At 64.1% G+C, this 24,080-nt stretch carries 22 protein-coding genes and 2 riboswitches; of the genes, 16 read left to right on the plus strand and 6 right to left on the minus strand.

Annotated features, from left to right (window positions below; all coding sequences use genetic code 11):
- Window positions 1-6: 6 nt before the first annotated feature.
- Window positions 7-1,206, minus strand: a complete 1,200-nt coding sequence (locus tag J2X62_RS18235; protein ID WP_230073376.1) for a hypothetical protein — start codon at window positions 1,204-1,206, stop codon at window positions 7-9.
- Window positions 1,207-1,440: 234 nt separating this feature from the next.
- A riboswitch (SAM riboswitch) is annotated at window positions 1,441-1,534 on the plus strand.
- A 204-nt stretch (window positions 1,535-1,738) separates the two neighbouring features.
- On the opposite strand from J2X62_RS18235, the gene J2X62_RS18240 reads away from it, so the two are divergent.
- From J2X62_RS18240 to J2X62_RS18255, 4 genes are all read left to right on the plus strand, one after another.
- Complete coding sequence (locus J2X62_RS18240; RefSeq protein WP_371832746.1) at window positions 1,739-2,608, plus strand: amino acid ABC transporter permease; 870 nt, start codon at window positions 1,739-1,741, stop codon at window positions 2,606-2,608.
- Window positions 2,605-3,402 carry an amino acid ABC transporter ATP-binding protein gene (locus J2X62_RS18245; RefSeq protein ID WP_310182366.1) on the plus strand — a complete coding sequence of 266 codons (798 nt, stop codon included), beginning with the start codon at window positions 2,605-2,607 and terminating at the stop codon, window positions 3,400-3,402. Before J2X62_RS18240 ends, J2X62_RS18245 begins: the two co-directional genes overlap by 4 nt.
- A 42-nt stretch (window positions 3,403-3,444) precedes the next feature.
- Entirely contained in the window at window positions 3,445-4,422 is a 978-nt protein-coding gene (locus J2X62_RS18250) for an ABC transporter substrate-binding protein (protein WP_310182369.1), read from the plus strand.
- Window positions 4,423-4,497: 75 nt separating this feature from the next.
- Window positions 4,498-5,022, plus strand: a complete 525-nt coding sequence (locus J2X62_RS18255) for a GNAT family N-acetyltransferase (protein ID WP_310182371.1) — start codon at window positions 4,498-4,500, stop codon at window positions 5,020-5,022.
- A 62-nt stretch (window positions 5,023-5,084) separates the two neighbouring features.
- Here the strand turns inward: J2X62_RS18255 and J2X62_RS18260 are convergent, their stop codons facing one another.
- Window positions 5,085-5,423 carry a TfoX/Sxy family protein gene (locus J2X62_RS18260; protein ID WP_310182373.1) on the minus strand — a complete coding sequence of 113 codons (339 nt, stop codon included), beginning with the start codon at window positions 5,421-5,423 and terminating at the stop codon, window positions 5,085-5,087.
- Between the two features lie 146 nt (window positions 5,424-5,569).
- On the minus strand, window positions 5,570-7,435 hold the full coding sequence (locus J2X62_RS18265) for a DUF222 domain-containing protein (RefSeq protein ID WP_310182375.1): 1,866 nt from the start codon (window positions 7,433-7,435) through the stop codon (window positions 5,570-5,572).
- Between the two features lie 370 nt (window positions 7,436-7,805).
- Here J2X62_RS18265 and J2X62_RS18270 point away from each other — a divergent pair, with 370 nt between their 5' ends.
- The 10 genes from J2X62_RS18270 (at window position 7,806) to J2X62_RS18315 (ending at window position 19,071) form a co-directional block, all read left to right on the plus strand.
- A complete protein-coding gene (locus J2X62_RS18270) occupies window positions 7,806-8,312 on the plus strand; it encodes a hypothetical protein (protein ID WP_167328876.1) in 507 nt (168 codons plus the stop codon).
- A gap of 103 nt (window positions 8,313-8,415) precedes the next feature.
- A riboswitch (SAM riboswitch) is annotated at window positions 8,416-8,509 on the plus strand.
- Window positions 8,510-8,729: 220 nt separating this feature from the next.
- Window positions 8,730-10,340: an ABC transporter substrate-binding protein gene (locus tag J2X62_RS18275; protein WP_371832741.1), complete on the plus strand. Its 1,611-nt coding sequence runs from the start codon at window positions 8,730-8,732 to the stop codon at window positions 10,338-10,340.
- Window positions 10,337-11,317, plus strand: a complete 981-nt coding sequence (locus J2X62_RS18280; RefSeq protein ID WP_310182379.1) for an ABC transporter permease — start codon at window positions 10,337-10,339, stop codon at window positions 11,315-11,317. Before J2X62_RS18275 ends, J2X62_RS18280 begins: the two co-directional genes overlap by 4 nt.
- Window positions 11,310-12,206 (plus strand): ABC transporter permease, encoded by an 897-nt coding sequence (locus tag J2X62_RS18285; protein WP_032369860.1) that lies wholly within the window; start codon window positions 11,310-11,312, stop codon window positions 12,204-12,206. Before J2X62_RS18280 ends, J2X62_RS18285 begins: the two co-directional genes overlap by 8 nt.
- Entirely contained in the window at window positions 12,203-13,801 is a 1,599-nt protein-coding gene (locus J2X62_RS18290) for an ABC transporter ATP-binding protein (protein WP_204846972.1), read from the plus strand. The genes J2X62_RS18285 and J2X62_RS18290 overlap by 4 nt, the downstream gene beginning before the upstream one ends.
- Complete coding sequence (locus tag J2X62_RS18295) at window positions 13,794-14,873, plus strand: LLM class flavin-dependent oxidoreductase (RefSeq protein ID WP_310182382.1); 1,080 nt, start codon at window positions 13,794-13,796, stop codon at window positions 14,871-14,873. The genes J2X62_RS18290 and J2X62_RS18295 overlap by 8 nt, the downstream gene beginning before the upstream one ends.
- A 2-nt stretch (window positions 14,874-14,875) precedes the next feature.
- On the plus strand, window positions 14,876-16,240 hold the full coding sequence (locus J2X62_RS18300) for an NtaA/DmoA family FMN-dependent monooxygenase (RefSeq protein ID WP_310182481.1): 1,365 nt from the start codon (window positions 14,876-14,878) through the stop codon (window positions 16,238-16,240).
- Window positions 16,237-16,977 carry a DUF1684 domain-containing protein gene (locus J2X62_RS18305; RefSeq protein ID WP_310182384.1) on the plus strand — a complete coding sequence of 247 codons (741 nt, stop codon included), beginning with the start codon at window positions 16,237-16,239 and terminating at the stop codon, window positions 16,975-16,977. The genes J2X62_RS18300 and J2X62_RS18305 overlap by 4 nt, the downstream gene beginning before the upstream one ends.
- Window positions 16,974-18,098, plus strand: coding sequence for an LLM class flavin-dependent oxidoreductase (locus J2X62_RS18310; RefSeq protein ID WP_204846970.1), 1,125 nt, complete (start codon window positions 16,974-16,976; stop codon window positions 18,096-18,098). The genes J2X62_RS18305 and J2X62_RS18310 overlap by 4 nt, the downstream gene beginning before the upstream one ends.
- A gap of 37 nt (window positions 18,099-18,135) precedes the next feature.
- Entirely contained in the window at window positions 18,136-19,071 is a 936-nt protein-coding gene (locus J2X62_RS18315; RefSeq protein WP_310182386.1) for an NADP-dependent oxidoreductase, read from the plus strand.
- A gap of 24 nt (window positions 19,072-19,095) precedes the next feature.
- On the opposite strand, the gene J2X62_RS18320 is transcribed toward J2X62_RS18315, so the two are convergent.
- Together J2X62_RS18320 and J2X62_RS18325 are read right to left on the minus strand one after the other, a co-directional pair.
- Entirely contained in the window at window positions 19,096-19,962 is an 867-nt protein-coding gene (locus J2X62_RS18320) for an LLM class flavin-dependent oxidoreductase (RefSeq protein WP_310182388.1), read from the minus strand.
- A gap of 1 nt (window position 19,963) precedes the next feature.
- Complete coding sequence (locus J2X62_RS18325; RefSeq protein WP_222081276.1) at window positions 19,964-20,983, minus strand: aldo/keto reductase; 1,020 nt, start codon at window positions 20,981-20,983, stop codon at window positions 19,964-19,966.
- Window positions 20,984-21,070: 87 nt separating this feature from the next.
- On the opposite strand from J2X62_RS18325, the gene J2X62_RS18330 reads away from it, so the two are divergent.
- Window positions 21,071-21,667, plus strand: coding sequence for a TetR/AcrR family transcriptional regulator (locus J2X62_RS18330; RefSeq protein ID WP_371832742.1), 597 nt, complete (start codon window positions 21,071-21,073; stop codon window positions 21,665-21,667).
- Between the two features lie 29 nt (window positions 21,668-21,696).
- Here J2X62_RS18330 and J2X62_RS18335 read toward each other — a convergent pair whose 3' ends face one another.
- Window positions 21,697-23,511: an FAD/NAD(P)-binding protein gene (locus tag J2X62_RS18335; RefSeq protein WP_310182390.1), complete on the minus strand. Its 1,815-nt coding sequence runs from the start codon at window positions 23,509-23,511 to the stop codon at window positions 21,697-21,699.
- Between the two features lie 126 nt (window positions 23,512-23,637).
- Between J2X62_RS18335 and J2X62_RS18340 the strand changes: the two genes are divergently transcribed.
- Complete coding sequence (locus tag J2X62_RS18340; RefSeq protein WP_310182391.1) at window positions 23,638-24,048, plus strand: nuclear transport factor 2 family protein; 411 nt, start codon at window positions 23,638-23,640, stop codon at window positions 24,046-24,048.
- Window positions 24,049-24,080: the final 32 nt, after the last annotated feature.

Raw genomic sequence — 24,080 nt, forward strand, 5'->3', positions numbered from 1 at the left:
GACCCTTTACAGATCCAACCCGGGGGCGGTTGCGAGCTCGACGAGCGAATCGACTGCGACGGTGTCGTCGAAACGAAACTGCACCAGCGTGTTCGACGGCCTGAGCACACTGAGCCACTCGGTCGGTTCCGTCCCTATCGTGCGCATGTCGGACCTGCGGGTCACCACGGTGCCGTCGGGCAGAACACTGCGCACTACGTCCGGATCGTCGGGCCACTCCACGTTGTCCTCGACGGATATCTCGACGTTCAGCTGTGCGGTGCCGCGCGAGGTGGTGAGAACGACTGCATTGCAGGCGCTTCCGCTTCCATAGGTGCCCGGCATCAGGTCGCCCGCAGCAACATCGGTGGATGTGTTCGGAAACGTGGTTTCCCACTGCGTCTGGAGTGCCGATCCGATGCGCACGACCACATCGCGTGGGAGTGGGGGAACGGGGTACTCGCGCGATGATCCACAGTCGGCTCGCGCTGGTTTCGTACCTTCGGGGACGCGTGCGCTCACCCGGAGTTCGGGATTCGAGACGATGTCGCGGAGCTCGTCGGCCTCGAGAGGGAGTTCGGCTTCGGCTCCTTCGCTCGAAGTCCGTGCGTGGACGGTGGTGTCCGGGAAGTATGCGGTCGCTGTGCGCCGATGCGTCGATACCCCGTCGTACTCGGACACCGCATCCAGCACATCGACGGCGGTGCCGTCGGGCAGCGTGATTCGTTCGTCGACCGATCCCTCGGTGCACGGCGGAATCGCATCGTCCCACGCCTCTGCCGAGACCCGAAGTGGTGCAGCGACTCCTGCACGATCGACAACCCCGGATGCCGTGCTGTCCCCACTGATGTCCTCGACGGTCATGCCGCCCGACAGTTCGGCATTCTTCGAGTAGATCTGTATCGGTTGGAACACCAGTGAATTCGAGGGGGAAGCGAACTCCACTTCGACGTCTGCGGGCAAGGAGCGAACCAGAGACTCCGACATCGCCGACGCCTTCTCGGCCGTCAGCCACGGGTAGTCGGGGTTGTCGTACGTGCCTGGGTAGGAACCGGTCAAGAAGGAGAACGTCTCGCCGTCGGGAACTACGACGTCACAACCCGGTATGTCTTCGACCTCGGGTTGCGAATCATGGGTGATTCCGGCTGCCACACAGCCCGCGGTGACGATCGCAGCGACGACCACGGCGTCGATCCACACTCCACCGCGTCGTATGTCGAGTCGCACACGACAAGCCTAATCGGTGATCGAGTGGCTCGTGAGTAGTGCGCAACTCCCGGTTCCGGTCCGAAGACCTGCTCTTGACATCAACGGCCCGCGTCGCATCCGGCGGCCCGGTGCCGGGGCATATTCGGCTGACACTCGGCAAACATCGTCGGTGGCAAGGGTTCAAATCATCGTGATTTCAACCGAATGCGCACGTGCACTTGACATTTCGATAAATTGTTCTGTACGTTCCTGTCACCATCCAGAGCGACCGAGAGACCTTGGCTCGATGACGTCGCAGCAACCCCGCCCTACGGCGTGTGGGTGCTACCGCCAGGACCGATGGAGGCACGACCGATGAACATCTGCATCTGTACGCACGCTTGACCGATCGGCGTACTCACAGCACGAAATCTTCGAAAGGCAACCCAGCGATGATCGCTGCCCATCCGACCCGGCGGTTCCGGTGACTCAACTCGACTCTCGACCCGTTGCGGATACGACGGACGACATTCCCGACGAACAGCTCGTCGTTGCACGCACGTGGCACCCGTTGCGCTGGGTGATCGCGGTCGCAACGCTGATCGTGGTCGGTCAGTTCCTGCACGGCTTCGTCACCAACCCCGGCTGGGATTGGGGCACCTTCGCGCAGTACTTCACTGCAGCATCGGTGATGTCGGCGCTGTGGTTGACCATCCAGCTCACCTTCTGGGGAACGCTGATCGGTTTCGCCATCGGTATCGGCCTGGCGGTGGCCCGGCTGTCCGACAATCCTGTGCTGCAGGTTATTTCCTGGTTCTACATCTGGGCCTTCCGTTCCATCCCGTTGATCGTGCAGCTTCTGTTCTGGTTCAATATCGCGTACCTGTACCAGACTCTGTCTTTGGGAATTCCGTTCGGTCCCAGCTTCTTTCAATTCGACGTCAACAACGTCATCAGTGGATCGACGGCGGCCATCATCGGGCTGGCCCTGCACCAAGCGGCCTACTCCGCCGAGATCGTTCGGGCCGGCATCATCTCGGTGGACCAGGGGCAACTCGAAGCTGCAGCAGCGCTGGGGATTCCGAAAAGGCGGGAGTTCTTCAAGATCGTTCTGCCGCAGGCGATGCGAGGGATTCTCCCCAACGCGGCCAACGAGGTGATCTCTTTGTTCAAAGGCACGTCGATCGTGTCGGTGATGGCCATTGCCGAATTGTTCTATCAGGTGCAAGTCATATACGGACGCAGCGGGCGCGTGGTTCCGCTGCTCATGGTCGCGACCGTCTGGTACATCATTCTGACGTCGGTGCTGTCGATCGTGCAGTTCTACGTCGAGCGGCACTACGCCAAGGGCGCGGTACGCAACATTCCGCTGACGCCGATCCAGCAGATTCGCCACAAGCTCTCCAACGTCACCTTCGCGTCGAGAGGGGCAACCCGATGACCACTCTCGATGCCTCCACATCCACTGCCGCAACGAGATACGCGGTCGAGGTGCGCGGCGTCCACAAGTCCTACGGCGGGCTCGAGGTGCTCAAAGGCGTCGACCTCGTCGTACGTCCCGGTGAGGTGACCGCGATTATCGGCCCCTCGGGTTCGGGCAAGTCGACTTTGCTGCGCGCTCTGAACCATCTGGAGAAGGTGGACCAGGGCACCGTCCGGATCGACGGTGATCTGGTGGGATATCGGCGCAAAGGCAACAAACTGCACGAACTCAGCAACAAGGAGATTCTGCGGCAGCGTTCCCAGATCGGTTTCGTGTTCCAGAACTTCAATCTGTTTCCTCACCTGACGGTCCTCGAGAATGTCATCGAAGCCCCGATCTCTGCGCAGAAACGCCCGCGTTCCGACGTCGAACCCGAAGCGCTTGCTCTCCTCGAACGAGTCGGGGTGCACTCGAAAGCGCATGACTATCCGCGACGACTCTCCGGCGGACAACAACAGCGGGTCGCCATCGCGCGTGCACTTGCCCTGCGTCCCAAGGTCATTCTGTTCGATGAGCCGACGTCAGCCCTCGACCCCGAATTGGTGGGAGAGGTTCTCGAGGTCATCCGCGGCCTGGCGCGCGATGGTGCCACCCTGGTGATCGTCACGCACGAGGTCGGGTTCGCCCGCGAGATCGCCGACACCGTCGTCTTCATGGATGGCGGCGTCATCGTCGAACAAGGCTCTCCTGCAGAGATTCTCGATTCACCCCAGGAGGAACGCACCAAGTCGTTCCTCGCTCACGTTCTCTAGCTCTCACTCACCCTTCACCTGCACCCACGAACGGGGAAAGTCATGTCCGGATCATCTCGTAGGCTCGCGGTAGTAGCGTCCGCATTCGCTGTCCTGGCGCTCACTGCGACTGCATGCAGCGAACCCACTGCCGAATCTCGGGTCGTCACCGATGACGGCGGAACGTTCGATCTTTCACCCGAGCAGGCCGACCGCGTTCGCGTCGAGAAGGTCGACGAGATCGCAGCCGAAGTGCCGCAAGCGATTCGCGATCGCGGCACGCTGATCGTCACCGGGGCGGGCGGTACCGCGCCACCACTGCGCTTGTACGCCACCGACGACACCACCATCGTGGGGTCCGAGGTGGACTTCTCGTACCTGATCGCCGACATTCTCGGTCTCGACGTCGATCTTCAGGTCGCAGATTGGTCGCAGAACTTCGTAAAGATCGATTCCGGCGAGAACGACGTGTTCATCTCCAATGTCACCGTCACCGAGGAGCGCAAGGACAAGTACGACTTCGCGACCTATCGACTGGACAACCTCGCTTTCGAGGCGCAGAAGGACACGGATTGGACAGTCGAGAAGCGTCAGGACATCGCAGGTAAGAAGATCGGTGTCGGCTCCGGTACCAATCAAGAGCAGCTGCTGGTGGACTGGAACGAACAGAACGTAGCCGAGGGTCTGGCTCCCGCCGAGATCGCTTATTACCAGAACACCTCCGACTACTACCTGGCGCTCGGGTCAGGCCGTATCGACGGGTATCTGGGACCGAATCCGTCGGCTGTCTATCACGCGGCAACCGGCGGCGAAACAAAGATCATCGGCACGTTCTCCGGTGCCGGAGATGCGCTGCAGGGTGAGATAGCAGTTCTGACGAAGAAGGACAACGGCCTCATCGACGCCGTGCAGGACGCAGTGAACCACGCCATCGAGGACGGCAGCTATCAGAAGGTGATCGATCGTTGGGGCCTGCAGTCCGAGACAGTGCCCGAGTCGGTCATCAACCCGCCCGGGCTACCCCGCAAGCCGGCAGCGTAGGCAGACGGTGAAGGTAGTGGTCGCTCGGTGAGTCGGTCGGAGATCTGGTCGACGAACAATCGAGACAGGAAGCACATGAGCGCGACGTTCGATGTCAACATCCGCACTGGTGGCACGGGTCCAGGACGCGTGGACTTCGTCGAGGTCGATCAGCACGATCGGCTGGCGACGCCCCTGCTGCAAGAACTGGCGATCGAATATTCGTCCCGATACGGCCGTAGCCCCGGTATCCAATACGAGGAACTGAAGTCCTATCCCGCCCGGGAGTTCGCGCCGCCGGGCGGTGTGTTGTTGATTGCCTTGGCCGATGGCGTTCCTGTCGCCGGAGGTGCGTACCGGAAATACGACTCGGAAACCGCAGAGCTCAAACGTATTTGGACATCGAAAGAGCACCGCGGCAAGGGTTTCGGCAGACTCGTCGTGGCCGAGCTGGAACGCAGCGCACGTGATCGCGGATATCGCAGGGTCTACCTGACGACCGGCTGGAATCAGCCCGAGGCCGTTGCGCTGTACCTGGCAGCTGGATACACCCCGCTCTACGACCGAAGTGTGCCGTCCAGAACAGTCGGATCGCACCCCTTCGAGAAGAGTCTCGAATGAGCCCGGTTCGGTGATGCCCACCTACGGGCTGAGTGGGGTGCAGTATCGCCGAGTAACGTCTGTCAGCCCGACGTGTCGGCGTTGTGTTCCAGGGCTGCACCGACCCAGAACTGCAGTGCCTGTTCGCTCGTCAGCGCTTCTGCATCGACGGTGATCCAGCCTTCACCCATCGACCGTCCCTTGCCCATGACTGCATGGTGGGCCCCATCGAGTTGAAGGTATTCGGGTTCGCGCACCCCGTCCACACGAACAAGCAAGGCACGGTTTTCGGTGCCGACACACACCACCATTCTGTCTCGCACCATGAACGCCAGACCGCCGAACATCTTCTGCTCACGCAAACTCTCCTGGTCCGAGAGAGCGTCGCGGATGCGGTCCGCAAGAAGCTCGTCGTACGCCATGCGCTCGTACTCCTCCTGTGATGGTTGTATCGATGGAACCCCCTGGTCGTGTCGAGCGCAACTGCGGGTCGACGCAATGGGGGATTCGGCGTCTGCGTTGCAGTCCTGCCGGAGGCAGGGCTGTGCCGTGGTGGTGGTGTGGGTCGTCATGCGGGTTGTCGTGGTTCTTCGTCGCCGGTGTCGCCGGTGTCGCGGGTGTTGTGGTGGTCGGGTGGGTAGAGCACTTCTTCTGGGTGGTGTGCGTGGTTGATCAGGCCGCGGCGTGTGGGGTCCATCCCGGTGGGTGGGTGCCACAGGGTTCGGCCCGGATAGCGATGTCCTGCTGTGGTTTTGGTGGTTGCCCACTTTCCGGGTCCGGTGCCGACGAGTGCGTGGTGCATGTCGCATCCGAAGGTGAGGGAGTCGATGTCGGTGGGTCCGCCCTCGACCCAGTCGTCGAGGTGGTGGGACTGGCACCAGGTCGCGGGGCGGGTGCAGGAGGGGAAGCTGCAGCCGCGGTCGCGGGCGATGAGGACGATGCGTTGGTCGGCGGAGGCGATGCGTTTGGATCGACCGAGGTACAGGGCTCTGCCGTTGTCGTCGAAGATGGTGAGGTAGTGGTGGGCGTGCGAGGCCATGCGGATGGCGTCGCGGATCGAGACGCGGGATCCGGTGGCGGTCATGGCGTAGCCGCAGCCGGCGTCGAGGTCTCTAAGGGTCATGGTGACGATGGCGGTGACGGGTAGGCCGCGGTGGGTGCCGAGGGTGCCGGAGGCGAGGGTGTGCCGGAGTGCCATCTTCAGGGCGTCGTGACGGCGTTCGTTCTGGGTGCGTCGATCCCGTGCGGCGGCAGCGTCGCGAGCAGCGGTGTCCGATGCGTCGGCGTCGGCGTGGCCGCCGGGTTCAGCAGTGCTGTCGGAGCCGGCATCGTCGCTGGTGTCGTTGGTGTCGTTGGTGTCCTTGGGTGCCGCTGCGTCCTTGGCTGCAGCTGTGCCGTTGGACCCTGTGCCGCAACCACAGTCGTCACCGTCGCACTCGCCGCAGTCGTCTTCGCAGCAGTCCTCGTCACCGCAGTCGTCGTCACTGCAGTCACTGTCCCCGTTGCGGGTCGTCCCATCCCACAGGCCTGCATCGCTCGACCCGGCATCACCGGACGACGGCTCGGACGTCGGCTCGGGCTGCTCTGCAGTGGACTTGCTGTCAGCTTCATCGTCGTGGACGACCGACGTCGGGTCGGCAGGATTGTTGACTCTTGGTTTCGCGGCTTTCGAGAACAGGGCTTCGAGGTAGGCGCGAAGCTCCGAGTCGACGCAGAACTTCCCCTCGGACATTCCGTCGGAACCCTGCTCACCGAGGTAGAAGAACGCATCCCGTTTCCGTGGCCTCGGCTTCGCGTTCTTGTCCTCGTCTTCGTTCTCGTCGAAGTCGCCGTCGGGGTCGAGGATCGAGTCCAGATGCGCCACCAGTGGTGCGAAGTCGTCGGGCCGCCTCGTCGACGCCAAGCCCACCAACTGCTGTTCGGCGCGATCGCGAGTCTGCGGATCCACACTCGACGGTAGGTGCCGGAAGAATTCGCGGATCATCTGCACATGCTGGGCATCGATCAGTCCTGCCCGTACCGCTGCAGCGGTGTGCGGCAACAAGGGAGGCAGCATTTCGCCGGACAGTGCGGTGCGATCACCCAGTTCGGCAGCCAGACGCACTCGCGCCCCGGCCGCGCGTGGGGTGATTCGCAGCATCCATGCCACCGCGCACGGCACCGACCCCGGATAGACGTCGAGGCCGTGCTGAGTGATCAGTTCGTTGAGCCAGGTGTGCGAGTACGCCGTCACGGACCGCGACACAGTTTCCATGCGTTGGATCACCGCACGCCGATCGGCATTCGACCATGCCACCGACGCCTGTTCGGCCAACTCGGCGACCGCCGACTCCACCGCATCGACCAACCCAGCCAAGTCGGGGTCGGACACGTCAGGGGCTGGCGGCACCGTGTCGATGCCGTCCACCCCTGATCCGCCGTCCCCCGAAAGCATGAACAGAATCTACCGCGACCCACCGACAAGTATTCGAACGTACGTTCCCGCATCATTGGGCTGTCGCTGCGGCCCAGCTGGAGTCGGAGCACGGCACTATGCGGCCAATTACATATGGACCAAAAGTGTGACGTTGTCGGTTTTGTACAACCACGAGTCGCGAAGATGCTGGTGGCGGCGTTCAATATCCCCCAAGGCGGACGTAACGACCACAGCAGCGTTGCTCGCATCGGTGACGAAAGCCACTGCTCGACGGTATCTCCGAACGCGACTGTCGAGCCGGTGTCCAATGTTGTGTGTTGACCCAGTGGGGATGATCGACATGAACGACTCGTGTGGCTCCGCGCTTTCGTGCAGTTCGCCCAAGGACATGATCACCCGTCTCCAGTTCGGCACCGCCGACCTGTGGCCAGAGGACGCGGCGCTTCCTGCCCGCTGGCGCTACATGGCCGATCTGGTCGACTCCGATCGCGGCATTCTCGCTGAGCTCCACGGTTCGGTGTCGGCGCCGGTGGCGGATGCTCTCGCTGCGGCTGCGGAACTGTGCAGACAATCGGCCGATGAGCCTGTGACCACCGGAGACTGGGCGCTACTCGGACGAGCACTGGCGTGGCTCGGCCCCGGCGGTTCCGATATCGATCGCGCGTTGCTTGCTGTGGGAGAAGAATTGACACTGATCGGTCTCGACGGTGCGGAACAGGACTTCTCGGTCGCGACCTGGCTCTGCATGGACGTCCTCGTCCGATTCGCTCATGCGGGCGAAGCGATCGACTACTGGGTGCACCGCGTAAATGCGCCAGAGTTGAACAAAGTTGCGTCGCATGATGATTCGAGATCTTGCGCGAGTGGGAGCGCTGGACTGGCGCTGGCCGTCTGAACGGTAGGCGTCGGTCCGACCGCGCTTCTCGCGTCTACTATCGGCGGGTTTTCCTACCCCGGTTGGCAACCGGGGCGATGCTCTCGTAGTATCGGAAACTGTAGGACCATCCAGAGCGACCGAGAGACCTGGCTCTATGACGTCGCAGCAACCCCCCGCTCGTCGGGTGAGGGTGCTACCGCCGGGACCGATGGAGGATTGCACGTGAACACCCGAGTTGCCGCAGGCTTCGTCAACGGTTGCCGCCGTCTCCATGTCGATCTGTGCCGCCTCAACGGTTCGACCTGTCGCAGCTGACATTTCGTCACAACTCGTACTTCACACCTCACCTCATCATCTGCGCGCACTCCTTCCTGGGCACACCCAGCTCGGATGCGGGATCGTGCGCGCGATCGACCAGATATCGGAGACACCTACGTGTCCACTCGTCCTGCATTCCTGGTGGCCGGCCTGATCGCCACTACGGCCACAGTCCTCGCCGGATGCGCCGGTGGTGCCGCCACCACGGCCGCCGACGCCGGTCCGGCCCAGCCCGGCGGAACTCTGCGTTACGGCTTGTCCGGGGCCCCGACCTGCTCGGATCCTGCCCAGTCCGGCACCAACCAGACCATCTACGTCACCCGTCAGGTCGTCGATTCACTCACCGATCAGAACCCCGAAACCGGTGAGATCGAACCGTGGCTGGCCGAGCGGTGGGACGTGGGTGCCGATGCGAAATCCTTCACATTCACGCTGAAAGACGGCGTCACCTTCAGTGACGGCACGGTGCTCGACGCGGCGGCGGTGAAGGCGAATTTCGACGCGATCATCGGCCTCGGCGCAGCGAAGGCACCGTTGGCGGCGAGCTACCTGACCGGTTATCAGAGCGCCACGGTGGTCGACCCCTCGACGGTGCGCATCGACTTCGCAGCACCGAATGCGCAGTTCCTACAGGCGAGTTCGACACCTCAGCTCGGAATTCAATCCATCGCGACCTCGGCGCAGTCGGCCGAGTCGCGGTGCTTGGGTACCAATATCGGATCGGGACCGTTCACCTACGCGGATTACCAGCAGGACCGTTCAGTCACTCTGGCCAAGCGAAGCGGATACAACTGGGGTTCAGCGGTATTCGGTCACACCGGCGAGGCCTATCTCGATCGCATCGATTTCACCATCGTGCCCGAGTCGGGCGTTCGCACAGGAAGCTTGTCCTCCGATCAGCTCGACGCCGTCAGCGACGCGTTGCCGCAGGACGCTCCGCAGATCGAAGCGACCGGCGGCCGAATTCTGACCACCTCGAACCCGGGAGTCCCGTTCGGCATTCAGCCCAATGTTACGCGCGGTGCGCTACAAGACCCCGCCGTCCGGACGGCCCTGGTACCGGCGATCAACCGTCAGGAACTCGTCGATACCGTCCTCGGGCCCGACTTCCGCACGGCGACAAGCACGTTGGCCAGCGCCACCCCAGGTTACGTCGAACTCGCCGATGTCACCTACGATCCCGAGAAGTCGAAATCGCTGCTCGACGACGCCGGCTGGGTTCCCGGTGCCGACGGAATCCGTGAAAAGGACGGGCAGAGGCTGAGTTTCGAGGTCATGTACTCCGCAGTGTTCGCTGGCAACCAGGCGATCCTGGAGTTGACGCAGCAGCAGCTACGTGCGGTGGGCGTCGACCTGCAGCTCGAGTTGGTCTCGACGTCCGAGGCGACAGCACGTCAGGGCACCAAGGACTACGACTCCACGTACTACAACAGCACCCGCGCCGACGGCGACATTCTGCGCACCACGTTCGCCGTCGACGGACGTAACCTGAACGCGCGCGGCCCGATTCCCGATCTGGATGCATCGCTGACCGATCAGCTCTCGACCACCGATCTAACGGCGCGCAACGACATCCTCGCCACCGCTCAGCAGCAGGTGCTCGACAACGGACTGTGGATCCCCACCATCGAGCTGTCGCAGGCCGTCGGCGCGGCGTCGAAAGTGCAGGACCTGAAGTTCGAGGCCTCCGCTCGACTGCAGTTCTTCGATACCTGGCTGAGCGCATGATCCGGTACCTCGGACAGCGCGTACTGCAGGCAGTGGCAGTGCTGTGGGCCGCGTTCACCATCTCGTTCGGCGTGCTGTTCCTGCTGCCCTCGGACCCGGTCAGTCTCGCTGTCGACTCTGCCGGTTCGGGTACACCGGTCGACGCGGCGGCCGTCGCAGAATTGCAGGCCCGCTACGGTTTGGACCAGCCGGTGTGGGTGCAGTACTGGCATTCGCTGTCTGGGGCTGTGAAGGGCGATTTCGGATTGTCCATCGCCACCGGACAGCCGGTGACGACGGCGATCCTCGATGCCGTGCCGAGCACGCTCGGCCTTGCAAGCACCGCACTGGTATTGGCGGTCGTGTTCGGGTCGGCACTGGCGTACGCCGCGACGTACACCCGAACGCCGTGGCTCGAGAATCTGTTGTTCGCACTCCCGCCGCTCGGGGTGGCTGTACCGACCTTCTGGGTGGGACTGCTGTTACTGCAACTGTTCTCGTTCCAGTTGAGGTGGTTCCCGGCCTTCGGTGACGCCGGAGCGGCTGCACTGGTGTTGCCTGCGGTCACATTGGCATTGCCGACCGGTGCGGTCATCGCTCAGGTGTTGGCGACCAGCATGTCGACTACCTGGAAGCAGCCGTTCGTCGATGTTGCTCGCGCCAAGGGCGTCTCGCGGCTACGGGTGCAGACGCGGCATATAGCGCGGCTGTCGTCCATCCCGGCTTTCACGATCGCGGGTGTGTTGGTGGGGACGCTGCTCGCCGGATCGGTCGTCGTCGAGACGGTCTTCTCGCGGGCCGGAGTGGGACGGCTGACCCAGACCTCGGTGTTGGCCCAGGACATTCCGGTGGTGCAGGGCATCGTGGTGCTGACCTCGCTGGTGTTCGTTGTGGTGAACCTGGCCGTGGACCTGCTGTATCCGCTGATCGACCCGCGCATCGTGCGCGAGTACAAGCCTGCGCGCGCAGTCGCGAAACTGGAGAAAGCGCATGTCTGACATTCTGATTCGTGATCTCCAGATTCAGGCGGAGGCGTTGCTCGAGGCAGAGTCGGTGCCGTCGACAGCTCGTCGTCGCCGGGTTGTGACGAACGCCCTGAAGCACGTGTGGCTTACCTTGTCCGCGCTCGTGCTGCTGCTCGCGCTGGGATTCGCACTCTTCCCCTCCGTGTTCGCGAGCGGAGACCCGTTGGTGGGCGTGCCCGCCGACAAGCTCCAGGCCCCCAGCACGGCACATTGGTTCGGCACCGACAACATCGGCCGTGACGTCTTCACCCGCGTGGTCCACGGCTCCGGTCTGTCGTTGACTGCGACACTGCTCGCGGTCGGGATCGCACTGGTCGTCGGATCGCTCGTCGGCCTGATCTCCGGGGCCGTCGGGGGCCTCGTCGACGCCGTGCTGATGCGCATCGTCGATGTGCTGCTCTCGATTCCGACGCTGCTGCTGTCGCTGGCCCTGGTCACAGCGCTCGGCTTCGGAACCGTCAACGTCGCCATCGCCGTGGGGGTCACCCTCATCGCCAACTTCGCCCGGGTCATGCGGTCGGAGGTGTTGCGTGTGCGTCGATCGCTGTATGTCGAGGCGGCGTACGCCTCGGGTGTGCGATGGTTCGACGTCTTTCGCCGACACATCCTCCGCAACTCGTACGGTCCCGTGATTGCCCTCGCAGCAGTCGAATTCGGTATGGCGGTCCTGGCGGTCTCGGCGTTGAGCTTCCTGGGATTCGGCGCTGTTCCGCCTACACCGGAGTGGGGATCGCTGATCTCCGAGGGTCGGAACTTCCTCGCCACCGCCTGGTGGATGACCACCTTGCCGGGCCTGGTGATCGTGGCAGTCGTGCTGTCCGCGCACCGTCTCGGGCACGCACTCGAGAGGCGATCCGAATGAGCCCCATCCTCGAAGTCGACAACCTCACGGTCGGCTACGGCACGACGACGGCCGTGCGCGGAATTTCGTTCACCGTCGAACGCGGCGAGGTACTGGCCGTCGTAGGCGAATCCGGTTCGGGAAAATCCACCACGGCCCACGCGGTCATCGGCTTGCTGGCCGGCAACGGCCGGATCCGAAGTGGCTCGGTGACCTTCGACGGCCGGCGCCTGGACACCGCATCGGACAAGACACTGAATCGCCTGCGCGGTCGGCATATCGGGCTCGTCCCGCAGGATCCGACCACCTCACTGAACCCCGTCGTACGCGTCGGAGACCAGGTGGCCGAGGTGCTGCGTGTGCACGGGTCGGCAGATCGGCGTACCGCGAAGCTCGAGGCGATCCGCATTCTCACCGACGCGGGCCTCGACAACCCCGAGGTGCGGGCACGCCAGTACCCGCAGGACCTGTCCGGTGGGCAGCGGCAGCGGGTACTGATCGGTATCGCTCTCGCGTGCCGCCCCGAACTGCTGATCGCCGACGAACCGACCAGCGCCCTGGACGTCACCGTGCAACGACGCATCCTCGACCATCTGGACGCCCGAATTGCCGAGACGGGTGCCGCAGTTCTGTTGATCACGCACGATCTGGGCGTTGCGGCCGATCGCGCCGACCGGCTGGTCGTCATGAGTGGTGGTGAGATCGTCGAAACCGGTCCGACTGCAGAGGTGTTGGCGAAACCCACCCATCCCTACACACAGAAGCTGCTCGCGGCCGCGCCGTCTCTGAACTCGACGCTCCGTCCGGCCAGGACGGGTGCGGGCGATCCAATTCTGTCCGTCTCGTCGGTGTCGAAGCGTTTCGCCATCGGACGAGGCGTTCACCTGGATGCGGTGCGAGACGCCACGATCACGGTCGAGCGGGGTCGAACCGTCTCTGTCGTCGGCGAATCCGGTTCGGGGAAGTCCACCCTGGCGCGTATCGCGATCGGCCTGGAAACACCCTCCGCGGGCACGGTCACGTTCGACGGAATCGATGTCACCGGCCTTCGTGGCACGGCGAGGCGGGAGCTGCGGCGTCGAGTCCAGATCGTCTATCAGAACCCGTACGCATCACTGAACCCGAAGTTGCGCGTCGGCGAGATCGTGCGAGAACCGCTGGACGCGTTCAAGATCGGGACGTCCCGAGACCGCTCGGCGCGTGCCGCGGAACTGCTCGACCAAGTGGCTCTGAGCAGTGACCACCTGGCGCGTCGCCCGGCCGAGTTGTCGGGTGGTCAACGTCAACGTGTCGCAATCGCTCGGGCACTGGCGTTGGCACCGGAGGTGGTGGTGCTCGACGAGCCCGTATCGGCCTTGGACGTGTCGGTGCAGGCACAAATTCTTTCGCTGCTCGGCGATCTGCAATCCGAGTTCGGTCTGAGCTATCTGTTCATCTCGCACGACCTGGCCGTGGTTCGCCAGATCAGCGACACCGTGGCTGTGATGCAGTCGGGTGTGATCGTCGAATATGGCAGCACCGCTTCGATATTCGACAAACCCCAGCAGGAATACACCCGCGAGTTGCTCGCGGCCATCCCAGGAACAGCGACACAGAGAGTGGGTACCGGTGTCTGACAAGCTTTTCGTCACGGCAATCGAACCGAGGGGAACCGGCGCACATCCACAGGCGTGGCGGCGACAGGATTCTCGCGCCGAGGAAGTGTTCACCGCGGCATTCTGGATCGATCAGCTTCGCGCGGCAGACCGGGCCGGGATCGATCTGGTCTTTCTCGCAGACTCCTTCGCTTCCCGGACTCTCGAGGCGGTTGCCGTGGCAGCCCGGGCTGCTGCGCTCACCGAACGCATCGGTTTGATCCCGACGGTCACCGTCACCCACACCGAGCCGTTCCACATCTCGAAGCAGATCGCGAGTCTGGACTTCGCCTCACACGGTCGCGCAGGTTGGCAGGTCGAGGTGTCCGGCGGCGCGGAGCAGGCAGCACTGTTCGGGCGTAAGGGCGAGCAGGACGAAGAGAGCCTGTGGCAGGAGGCCGACGAGGCCATCGAGGTCGTCACTCGGCTGTGGGACAGCTGGGAGGACGGCGCCGAGATTCGAGACGCTGCGACGGGTCGGTTCGTCGACCGAGACAAGTTGCACTACATCGACTTCCAAGGTGAGCACTTCTCGGTGAAAGGGCCGTCCATCACGCCGAGGTCACCTCAAGGACAGCCACTGGTAGCAGTGCGCGCCCACTCCGCCGAATCCACCGCGGTAGCGGCCGCCAGAGCGGACATCGTGCGGATTGCTGCAGACTCGATCGAGGGCGCAGCTGCCCTCGCGGCGCGTGTTCGACGGGCCGTCGTGGCCGAGGGCCGCGACCCGGTGGACGTGTTCGTGCTACTCGACGTCGAGACCTTGGTGTCGGAGACCGCGGCCGAAGAATTGGCGCAGCTCGACAACTGGGCAGGCCGGGTACGTACGCCGCAATCGCTGCAGTACGTGGGCGACGTCGCCGGGCTGAACTTGCTACTCGGAGCGGCCGAATCCGCGGGACTGGACGGGGTCACCCTCGTGCCGCTCGCGCTTCCGTCGGGAGTGAAGACACTCCCGGCCACGGACAGCAGAACCGGAGCGACGGTGCGCGAGCGCCTCGGCCTGGCTCGTCCGACAAATCGTTTTGCAGCACCCGAAAGGAACAGTCGGTGACGATCTCGAAGCGGACCAAGAAGCAGATCCACCTCGGCGCGCATTTCCCTGGCGTCAACAACACCACCGTCTGGACCGACCCGGCGTCGAAGAGCCAGATCGAATTCGATTCGTTCGTCCACCTGGCCGAGTCCGCAGAGCGTGGGCTGTTCGACTTCTTCTTCCTCGCCGAAGGTCTGCGATTACGCGAGCATCGCAACAAGATTCACAATCTCGACGTCGTCGGCCGTCCGGACACGCTCACGGTGTTGAACGCGTTGGCATCGGTGACGACGAAGCTCGGACTCGCCGGGACGATCAACACCACGTTCAACGAGCCCTTCGAGCTCGCCAAGCAGTTCTCTTCGCTGGACCACCTGTCCGACGGGCGCGCGGCGTGGAACATGGTGACCTCGTCCGACGCGTTCACCGGAGAGAACTTCCGACGCGGTGGCTACCTCGACCGGGCCGACCGCTACGTGCGAGCGAACGAGATCATCGACGTCGCCCGAGAGTTCTGGGATTCGTGGCAGTCCGATGCGTTCGTCGTCGACCGGGATCGAGGTGTCTTCGGCCGAGAATCCGAGATCCGCACGGTCTCGCATTCGGGTCCTCAATTCGATGTGACGGGCCGCTTCACGTTGCCGCGCAGTCCGCAGGGACACCCGGTGTTGTTGCAGGCCGGCGATTCCGACGAAGGTCGTGAGTTCGGTGCGGCCAATGCGGATGCGATCTTCACCATCCACGGGACGCTGGAGGACGGGCAGAAGTTCTACACCGACGTCAAGGGAAGGTTGGCCAAATACGGCCGCGAGCACGCAGACCTGAAGGTGCTGCCCGCCGCGACGTTCGTCCTCGGGGACTCGGCCCAGGATGCAGCCGAGAAGGCCGACCATATTCGGCACCAGCAGGTCAGCGGCAAGACTGCTATCTCGTTTCTGGAGCAGGTGTGGGGACGAGACCTGTCCGAGTACGACCCGGACGGACCGCTGCCCGACGTCGAGCCGAGTGGTGACGTGAGCATCACCCGTGGTCGCGCTCGCCACGGTGACCCGAGAACCCTTGCGCAGCAGTACCGTGAGCGTGCCGAGGCCGAGAATCTGAGCATCCGGGAGCTCATCATCGCGGTGACGACCCGGCAGCAGTTCGTCGGAACGCCGGCACAGGTAGCTGAGGACATCGACAGCTACGTCCAGAACGATGCGTGCGACGGGTTCATCCTCGTCCCGCACATCACACCGGCCGGGCTCGACGAGTTCGTCGACAAAGTCGTCCCACAACTGCAGGATCGCGGTAGTTTCCGTACCGAGTACACCGGGAACACGCTGCGTGATCACCTCGGTCTGCGTCACCCGTACCAACAGCGTGAAGGAGTGCGAGCATCGTGAGTGGATTCGAGCAGGACTGGAAACAGTGGCATGCGGACCGGGAAGCGTCCTACGGCGATCCATTGGGATGGTTGTCGCTGGCCGGATTGTATTGGCTCACCGACGAGTTGGAGATCGTAGCCGATCTGCCCGGTCGATGGCGGGCCGACTCGGACTCGGTGACCGTCGAGGGGGTGGACGGTGTTACGACGCTGAATCCGGTGGAGGGTGCGCCCGGGATCCTCGTCGACGACGGTGAACGCCGTATCGAGGTCATCCGCCGCACCGGCGCGGTGGCGCTACGGGTCCACGATCCGAAAGCTTCGACCCTGCAGTCCTACAACGGAATACCGGCCTACGAACCCAGCGAGGAGTTCGTGGCCCGCGCCACGTTCACGCCCTACGACGCCCCGGTCACCGTGACGACAGGTGCCGTGGTCGAGGGTCTCGAACACCACCACACTGCGGTGGGCACCCTCGATTTCGAGCTGGCCGGTACGGCCCAGCAGTTGGTTGCGTTCGGCGGCAACGACACTGGTCTGAAGGTTCTGTTCACCGATGCCACGAGCGGGGTCACCACGTACCCGGCAGCGCGGATCCTTGCTGTGGCGGAACCCGAGGGTGGCTCCGTGGCACTCGATTTCAACCGAGCGGCGAACCTGCCGTGCGCGTTCACCGACTACGCGACGTGCCCGGTCGCGCCGGCGGAGAACCGGCTGACGGTGGCTGTCGAAGCAGGGGAGAAGACGCCCGGATGACGCGCGTGCCGCTGTCCGTTCTCGACCTGGCACCGATCAGCGCTGGGTCGAGCACTGCTCAGGCGCTCCGGAATTCGCTCGATCTGGCACGACAGGCCGAAGAGTGGGGCTACGAGCGCTACTGGGTTGCCGAGCATCACTTCGTCGCTGCGGCCAGTTCTGCGCCTGCGGTACTGGTGGGTTTGATTGCGGCTGCCACCAACCGCATTCGTGTCGGATCGGCTGCGGTCCAGCTCGGTTTCACGACAGCTGCTGCCGTTGTGGAGTCCTTCGGAACGGTGGACGCGCTGTATCCGGGTCGTATCGATCTTGGTGTGGGTAGGTCCGGGCAGCGCAGAGCAGCAGCCCTGACCGGTGCACAGCGGGCTGCGCCCGAGCACGCGGTGTCATCGGAACCCGGTGGACTGTTCCCAGTGGCGCCCGCTGCGGCGACCCCGCGAAAAACCTCGCTGCTGGCTGCGTCTCTGGCTGCGCTGCAGCAGCCACACGCTGAGGTCCCGGAATTCGTCGATCAACTCGACGACCTTGTTGCGCTGCTTGCCGGTAGCTACGAGCGCGACGGGGTGCCGTTGACGGCACGCCCGGGTGTCGGGGCCGATGTGGCGCTGTGGCTGTTCGGCAGCAGCGCTGGGCCGACTGCCCGTGAGGCCGGTGCCCGCGGTCTGCCGTTCGCGGCGAGTTATCACTTCAGCCCGGGGACGACTCTCGAGGCGATCGACGAGTATCGCCGTGCTTTCGTGCCGTCGGCCGGGTTGTCCTCGCCGTACGTGGCGGTGTCGGCCGATGTGGTTGTTGCAGAAACGGATTCGCAGGCCCGTGAGCTGGCAGCGTCTTTCCCGCAATGGGTGCACAGCATTCGCAGCGGTCGAGGTGCGATCGAGTACCCGGATCCGAAGAACGTGGCACCGCTGACCGGCGAGCAATACGAGCTCGTCGCTGATCGAGTGGACACTCAGATCGTCGGATCTGCGGCGACGGTCGCGGTGAAGCTCGACGCCCTGCAGGAAGCGACCGATGCGGACGAACTCGTGCTCACCTCGGTCACATACGACCATGCGGACCGGCTGCGCTCGTACGAATTGCTCGGTAGGGAATGGGGACTGCCGCGCCTGCGGATCTGAGCGGAACATTTGCGTCGTGGTGACCGTTGTACCGCGCATGACACGAGTTGCAGTTGCAGCGTCCTACGGTGGACCGGACGTCATCGAGATCGTCGAACGAGAGCTGCCTGAACCGTCCGAGGGCCAGGTTCTGGTCGAGGTCAAGGCGATCGGCGTCAACCCCTTCGACTACAAGAGCTACAGCGGCGCCTTCGGTACCGACGGGTCGAAGCTTCCGATTGCGTTGGGCAGCGAGGCGTCGGGCATCGTGGTGGCGGTCGGAGGAACCGTCGAGGGCCCGGTCGGTCCTGTCGCCGTCGGCGACGCGGTGGTTGTCTCCGGCCAGAACGGTACGTACGCCGAGAGGATTCTGGTTCCTGCGCGGTTCGTGTTCCAGAAGCCGGAAGCGTTGGACTGGAACGTTGCTGCGGGAGTACTCGCCGTGGCTGGAACGGCCTACGACGCACTCGAATCCGTCGATGTCACGAGCGGAGACACTGTTCTCGTGCATGGAGCGGCAGGCGGCGTCGGGTCCGTGGTGGCTCAGCTCGCTCTGGAGCGCGGGGCCACCGTCATCGGGACTGCGCGCCAACAGAACCACGACGCGCTTCGGTCCTACGGTGTCGAGCCCGTCGAATACGGCGACGGACTGATCGACCGGGTACGAGCAGCCGCACCGAATGGGGTGGATGCGGCAATCGACACGGTGGGCACCGAGGAGGCCGTCGACGTCTCTCTCGAATTACTACCGGACAGAGCGAGATTGGTCAGCACGGCCGCCTTCGGGCGAGCTTCGGCAGACGGGTTCCTCACCGTCGGTGGGCCGGTGAGTATGGAGCGTCGACGCCTCGCATCCCCGGTGCTGTTGGAGCAGGCGGGTGCAGGCGTATTCGAGGTCATGGTTGCCAAGACGTTTCCCCTCGCCGATGCGGCGAGAGCACACGCCGAGCTGCAGTCGACGCACCCGCGCGGCAAGTTCATCCTGATTCCTTGACGAGTACCGGGGGCTCAGAACGCTTCACGAGCTCGTACTCGGACCGATGAACTCCTCGGTCACTCTCTGCGCGATGCCGTCGGGATAGGGGCCGGGGAGGATGAGAACGACATGATCGAATCCGGCGGCCACCGCGTCGCCGATGTCGTTTCTCAACCTCTCGGGTTCTTCGAACGACACCCCGAGAGCGATCGATCGGGTGATCGCCCCTGGATCGCGCCCGATCTCGGCGCAGTACCGGTCGAGTAGTCTGCCTCTGTCCAGTGCGTCGGCCAGGTCCCCACCGGGAATGTTCCATACGTCGGCGTGTTCGGCGACGAGGCGCAGCACTCCTGCCGCCCGGCCGCCGATCACGATCGGCGGGCCCGGTCGCTGAATCGGTTTCGGATTCTGGAACGCCCCGACGAGGTCGACGTGGCTGCCGTGAAAGTCGAAGGGTTCGCTCTCGGTCCAGAGCCTACGAATCACCGTGATCGATTCACCCAGTCGCGCAACAGCGTTCGCAGCGTCGCTGTAGGGCAGCCCGCTCCCGTCGTACTCCCGTCTCGCCATCGGCACGCTCGGCCGTGATCCGGCACCGATGCCGAAGTCCAGCCGCCCGTGCGAGACAGCGTCGACCGTAGTGGCGATCTTCGCGAGGATCGCGGGTGGACGAATGCGGTTGCTGGTGACCATGATTCCCAATCGCAACCGCTCGGTACGAGCGGCCAATGCGGACAGCATGGTCCAGCCTTCGAAGATCGGGCCGTCGAGGTCACCGCCGATGGGCATGAGGTGATCGAACAGCCACGCGTGCTCGATTTCCGGAATGCCGTCTGCCTCGCGCCACACCCGGAGCAGGTCGGCGTAGGAGACGTTCTGGGGAGGGGTCATGATCCCGTAGCTGACCATGTCAGCGTCTCCGCAGGGAGGCGTCGAGCAGTGCCGGCGGAGTGTCGAACTTGTCGTCCGGCGCGAGATCGACTCCTGGAGCCACGATCTCGTCGATTCTGTCGAGGACATCGGCCGGGAGGACGGTGTCGGCGGCAGCGAGCTGCGAGTGTAGGTGCTCGACGGTACGCGGCCCGACGATCGCGCTGGTGACTCCCGGATGAGCCGTCACGAAACCGAGTGCGAGTTGGATCAGTGTCAGTCCGGCTTCGTCGGCAACGCCGACCAGTTTCTCGACGGCGTCGAGTTTGGCCCGTCCCGTGGGAGTGTCCGTGCCGAATCGCTCGGGCATCATCGCCGCGCGGTTGGTGGTGGCCTCTCGCCCGGCCCGGATGGCTCCGGAGAGGAAGCCGCCCGCCAGGGGACTCCACGCGAGCACGCCCATTCCGTACTCCTGCGCGACCGGGAGGACGTGGGATTCGATGCCGCGCTGCAGGATCGAGTACGGCGGCTGCTCGGTGACGAACCGCCCGAGGCGGTGCTCCCGTGCGGTCCACTGCGCCTGCACGATTCGGTAAGCCGGGTAGGTGGAGGAGCCGAAGTATCGAATTTTCCCGGCACGCTGCAGATCTGTCAGCGCCGAGAGGGTTTCTTCGTCGCTCGTGGTGGGGTCCCAGCGGTGTATCTGGTAGAGGTCGACGTGATCGGTACCGAGTCGGCGCAGACTGTTCTCCAGTTCGGTGACGATCCAGCGGCGGGAGCTGCCCTGATGATTGCGTTCGTCGCCCATGGGGTTGAACACTTTGGTGGCCAGCACGATGTTCTCGCGCCGACCTTGGATCGCCTTGCCGACCATTTCCTCGGATTGTCCCTGGCTGTACATGTCCGCGGTGTCGATGAGGTCGATACCGCCCTCGAGTGCGGCGTCGACGATCGCGGTTGCCTCGTCTTGCGTGGTGCGTCCGATGGCACCGAAGTTCATCGCGCCGAGCGAGAGAGTGCTGACCTGGACGCCGGTGCGTCCCAGTGTGCGGTACTGCATGGGGATCTCCTTGTGGCCTCTGGAGGGGTTACTCTGCGAGTAAGCGGAACAACGTTCCGTAAACAAACATACGGAACGTTGTTCCGTATGTCGATGGCTGGAGGAACAGTGACCGAGGCCGAAGCCGAGCAGCCCAGAAAGCGGGCGGATGCGAGGCGCAACGAAGCGACCCTGCTCGACGCGGCGGCGGCTGCGTTCGTCGAGTCGGGAGTAGAAGTGCCGGTGCGCGATATCGCCAGGCGGGCCGGCGTCGGCGTGGGAACCATCTACCGGCACTTCCCGACGCGGGGCGACCTCGTCGTCGCCGTCTTCCGACATCAGGTGGAGGCCTGCGCCGTCGCCGGTCAGGAGCTTCTCGCCGGCCGCGAATCACCGCACGCGGCGTTGGTGCTCTGGATCGATCGGTTCGTCGACTTCCTGGTCACCAAACACGGTCTGGCCGAGGCCATGCAGTCGGACAGCGCCGGATTCGAGACCTTGCACAGCTACTTCCTGAACCGGCTGGTTCCGGTGTGCGAGTCATTGCTCGACGCCGCTGTGGACTCGGGGGAGATCGCCCCGGGGCAGACCGCATTGGAGTTGATGCGGGCGGTCGGCAACCTGTGCATCGGTGCCACGGACAGCCGCTACGACCCGCGCAAGATGGCGCGGGTGCTGATCGCCGGACTGCGCATCGCGCCGTGATCCGGTCCGTTGTTCGGCCGACCGACGGTTCAGCGGCTGTGCCGCAGTAGTTCTGCCGCGAGCTGGTCGTTGTGTCGGAAGAAGCCGGCGTTGGTCCTCGGCCGCGGAAAGGCGCTCGACCACGTGTGCCCGGCGACCCACGGACCCACCGCGTAGCGGTTCTCGGCAACCTCTCCCGACGCGGTGATCAATCGAGAGCGCCCGTCGACTGCTACTTTCGCCGCGCTGTGCTCGGTGGCGCGGATGTCGGTGATGTCGCCGCGCGCATGGAGGGTGCGTAGCAATTCGTCACCGGCGGCGGCGATCGATGCGACGGGTAAGCGCGCGTCGATCAGAGTGTCGGCGTGCACCACCACATCGTGTGCAGAGCTACGGGCGACGAACGATCCGTTCTCCGGGGAGAAGGTGACATCGGGGCCGAGGAAGTGAACGATGTTCGCCCGGCTGAGGGCCAGGAGTTGTTCGAGTCGTTCCGGTGGCGGACCGCTCGCGATGAAACTGAAGAACGAGTGCAGCCACCCTTCCACATCGCCGGCGACCGACTGCGCCGGAATGCGCCCGCGTCGCAACAACTCTCCGATGGTCATGTACACCGAGAGCAGCGCCGAGAAGACGGCGGCATCCGAGCTGTAGTAGGGATCTGCTCGACGACGAAGGTCGGTCTCGATGTAGGTCTGCAGCTCGGTACGTACCTCGTCGAGTCCATCGAAACGCCGTCCGGCAAAGGGTTTATCGAGCCGTGCCAGATCGATGCGGTCCTCGTCCTTCGGAACGAATTGCTCCACGAAGACGGTGAGTTCTGGGGAGTTCCAGATGATTTCACTGAATCCGATCTCGAACTCCGGCCAGGAGCCGACTGTTCGCTCGGGGTGGGCCGTGAACAGCTCGTAGTAATGAGCCCAGGCCAGTTCTTTGGATGCGAGCGGCCAGATTTCGTCGCGGAAGTGCAGGGGGCCGTGGCCGGGGAAGGCGTCGGCGGTGAAGAACTTCGGGAGGGGCGGGCGCGCCGCGGCGATATGGTAGGAGATCTTCGCGTGATACGGAACTCCGCGCCGCGAACCTGCATAGAGAATCGGTTCGCGGCCGGAGGCGGTGTACTCGAGCACGCCGTCCGCGTTGCGGGCGAACGATCCATCGCGAGTTTCCGCGAGCAACACCATCCAGTCGATGAATGCCAATCCGAGCCCGGCAACCAGCACCGGTTCTCCCGCAGGCACTCGGCTGGGATCCAGATCTGCGGTGTATCCGGGGCCGATGTACGTCAGCCCATGGGTTCGGGAGAACTCATCGAGCTGTGATTCACGGTGCGATGCAAGCGCATCGGGATGCCCCTGGGCCAAGAGCACGGCATCGGCGCGGATGGTCGACCCGTCGTCGAGTAGCAGTACCTGGTCGGCGGTCAGGTCCGTCACCCGTGCTCGATGAACGTGAACGTGCGTGTCGGTGTCGGCAACGGCGTGCTCGAACACCCAGCTGAGGTAGCGACTCTGTAAAGTCCGCGACGCGAAGGAATGCGGACCGAAATCGCGCAGTTCGTCGCGCAATTCGAGGTCCTGGCGCAGGGTGTGGGCATGTTCCAGAACCCACTGCGCCAGCGTCGGACCGGGGCGGATCGGACCGTCGACGACGGTGGTGTCGTCGGTGAACATGGTGACGTCGGCGGCCACCGAATTCATCCACAGCAGCGGTGGTTGACTGCTACGCCAGATGCGACCGGCCCCCGGAGGGAACGGATCGACGACGTGGATGTGCAGCTCCGCATCGGACCGGCGCGCCAGCAGTCGTTCGAGTACGCCGGTGCCGCGCGGACCCGCACCCACAATGGCGATAGTGAACGATTTCACCGGCGGCCCTCCATCTGACACTGTCCCACTACGAGAAGTATGCACACGCCGAAAGTCGTTGCTGCAGGGGCAAAAAATCACGGTGAGCGAATGTCTTGCGTCCTGGCGGTCGGCTACTCTTGCTTCATGAACTCGTCCGCGGACCACTTGGTCGAGCAGTACCTCGATGCACTTCGACGGGTCGACGTCGATGCGGTCCTGACTCTGTTCGCACCCGGTGCGGTTGTGCACTCGCCGCTGTACGGACCGACGCCCGCATCCGACTTCTATCGCGCGCTTTTCGCGGACACCTCGGGTGCGACGCTGACCTCGAAGGGCGTCGCCGAAGGTCGTACGTCCGAAGGCGCTCGACTCGTCACGTTCTGGTTTCATTTCGACTGGAGACTGCCCTCGGGTGTGGCGGCCCCGTTCGACGTGGTCGACGTCGCCGAACTCGACGAGGACGGACGCATTTCTGCACTGTCCATCGTCTATGACACCGTGGATGTGCGGCCGGTCTTCGAGCGTGAAACCGGGTCCTCGTGGAGGTCGACGTAGGTCGCACGACCTGATCGGTGACAGTAGAGAGG

Origin of the sequence: Rhodococcus sp. 3258, assembly GCF_031456475.1 — a bacterium.
Classification (GTDB): domain Bacteria; phylum Actinomycetota; class Actinomycetes; order Mycobacteriales; family Mycobacteriaceae; genus Rhodococcoides; species Rhodococcoides fascians.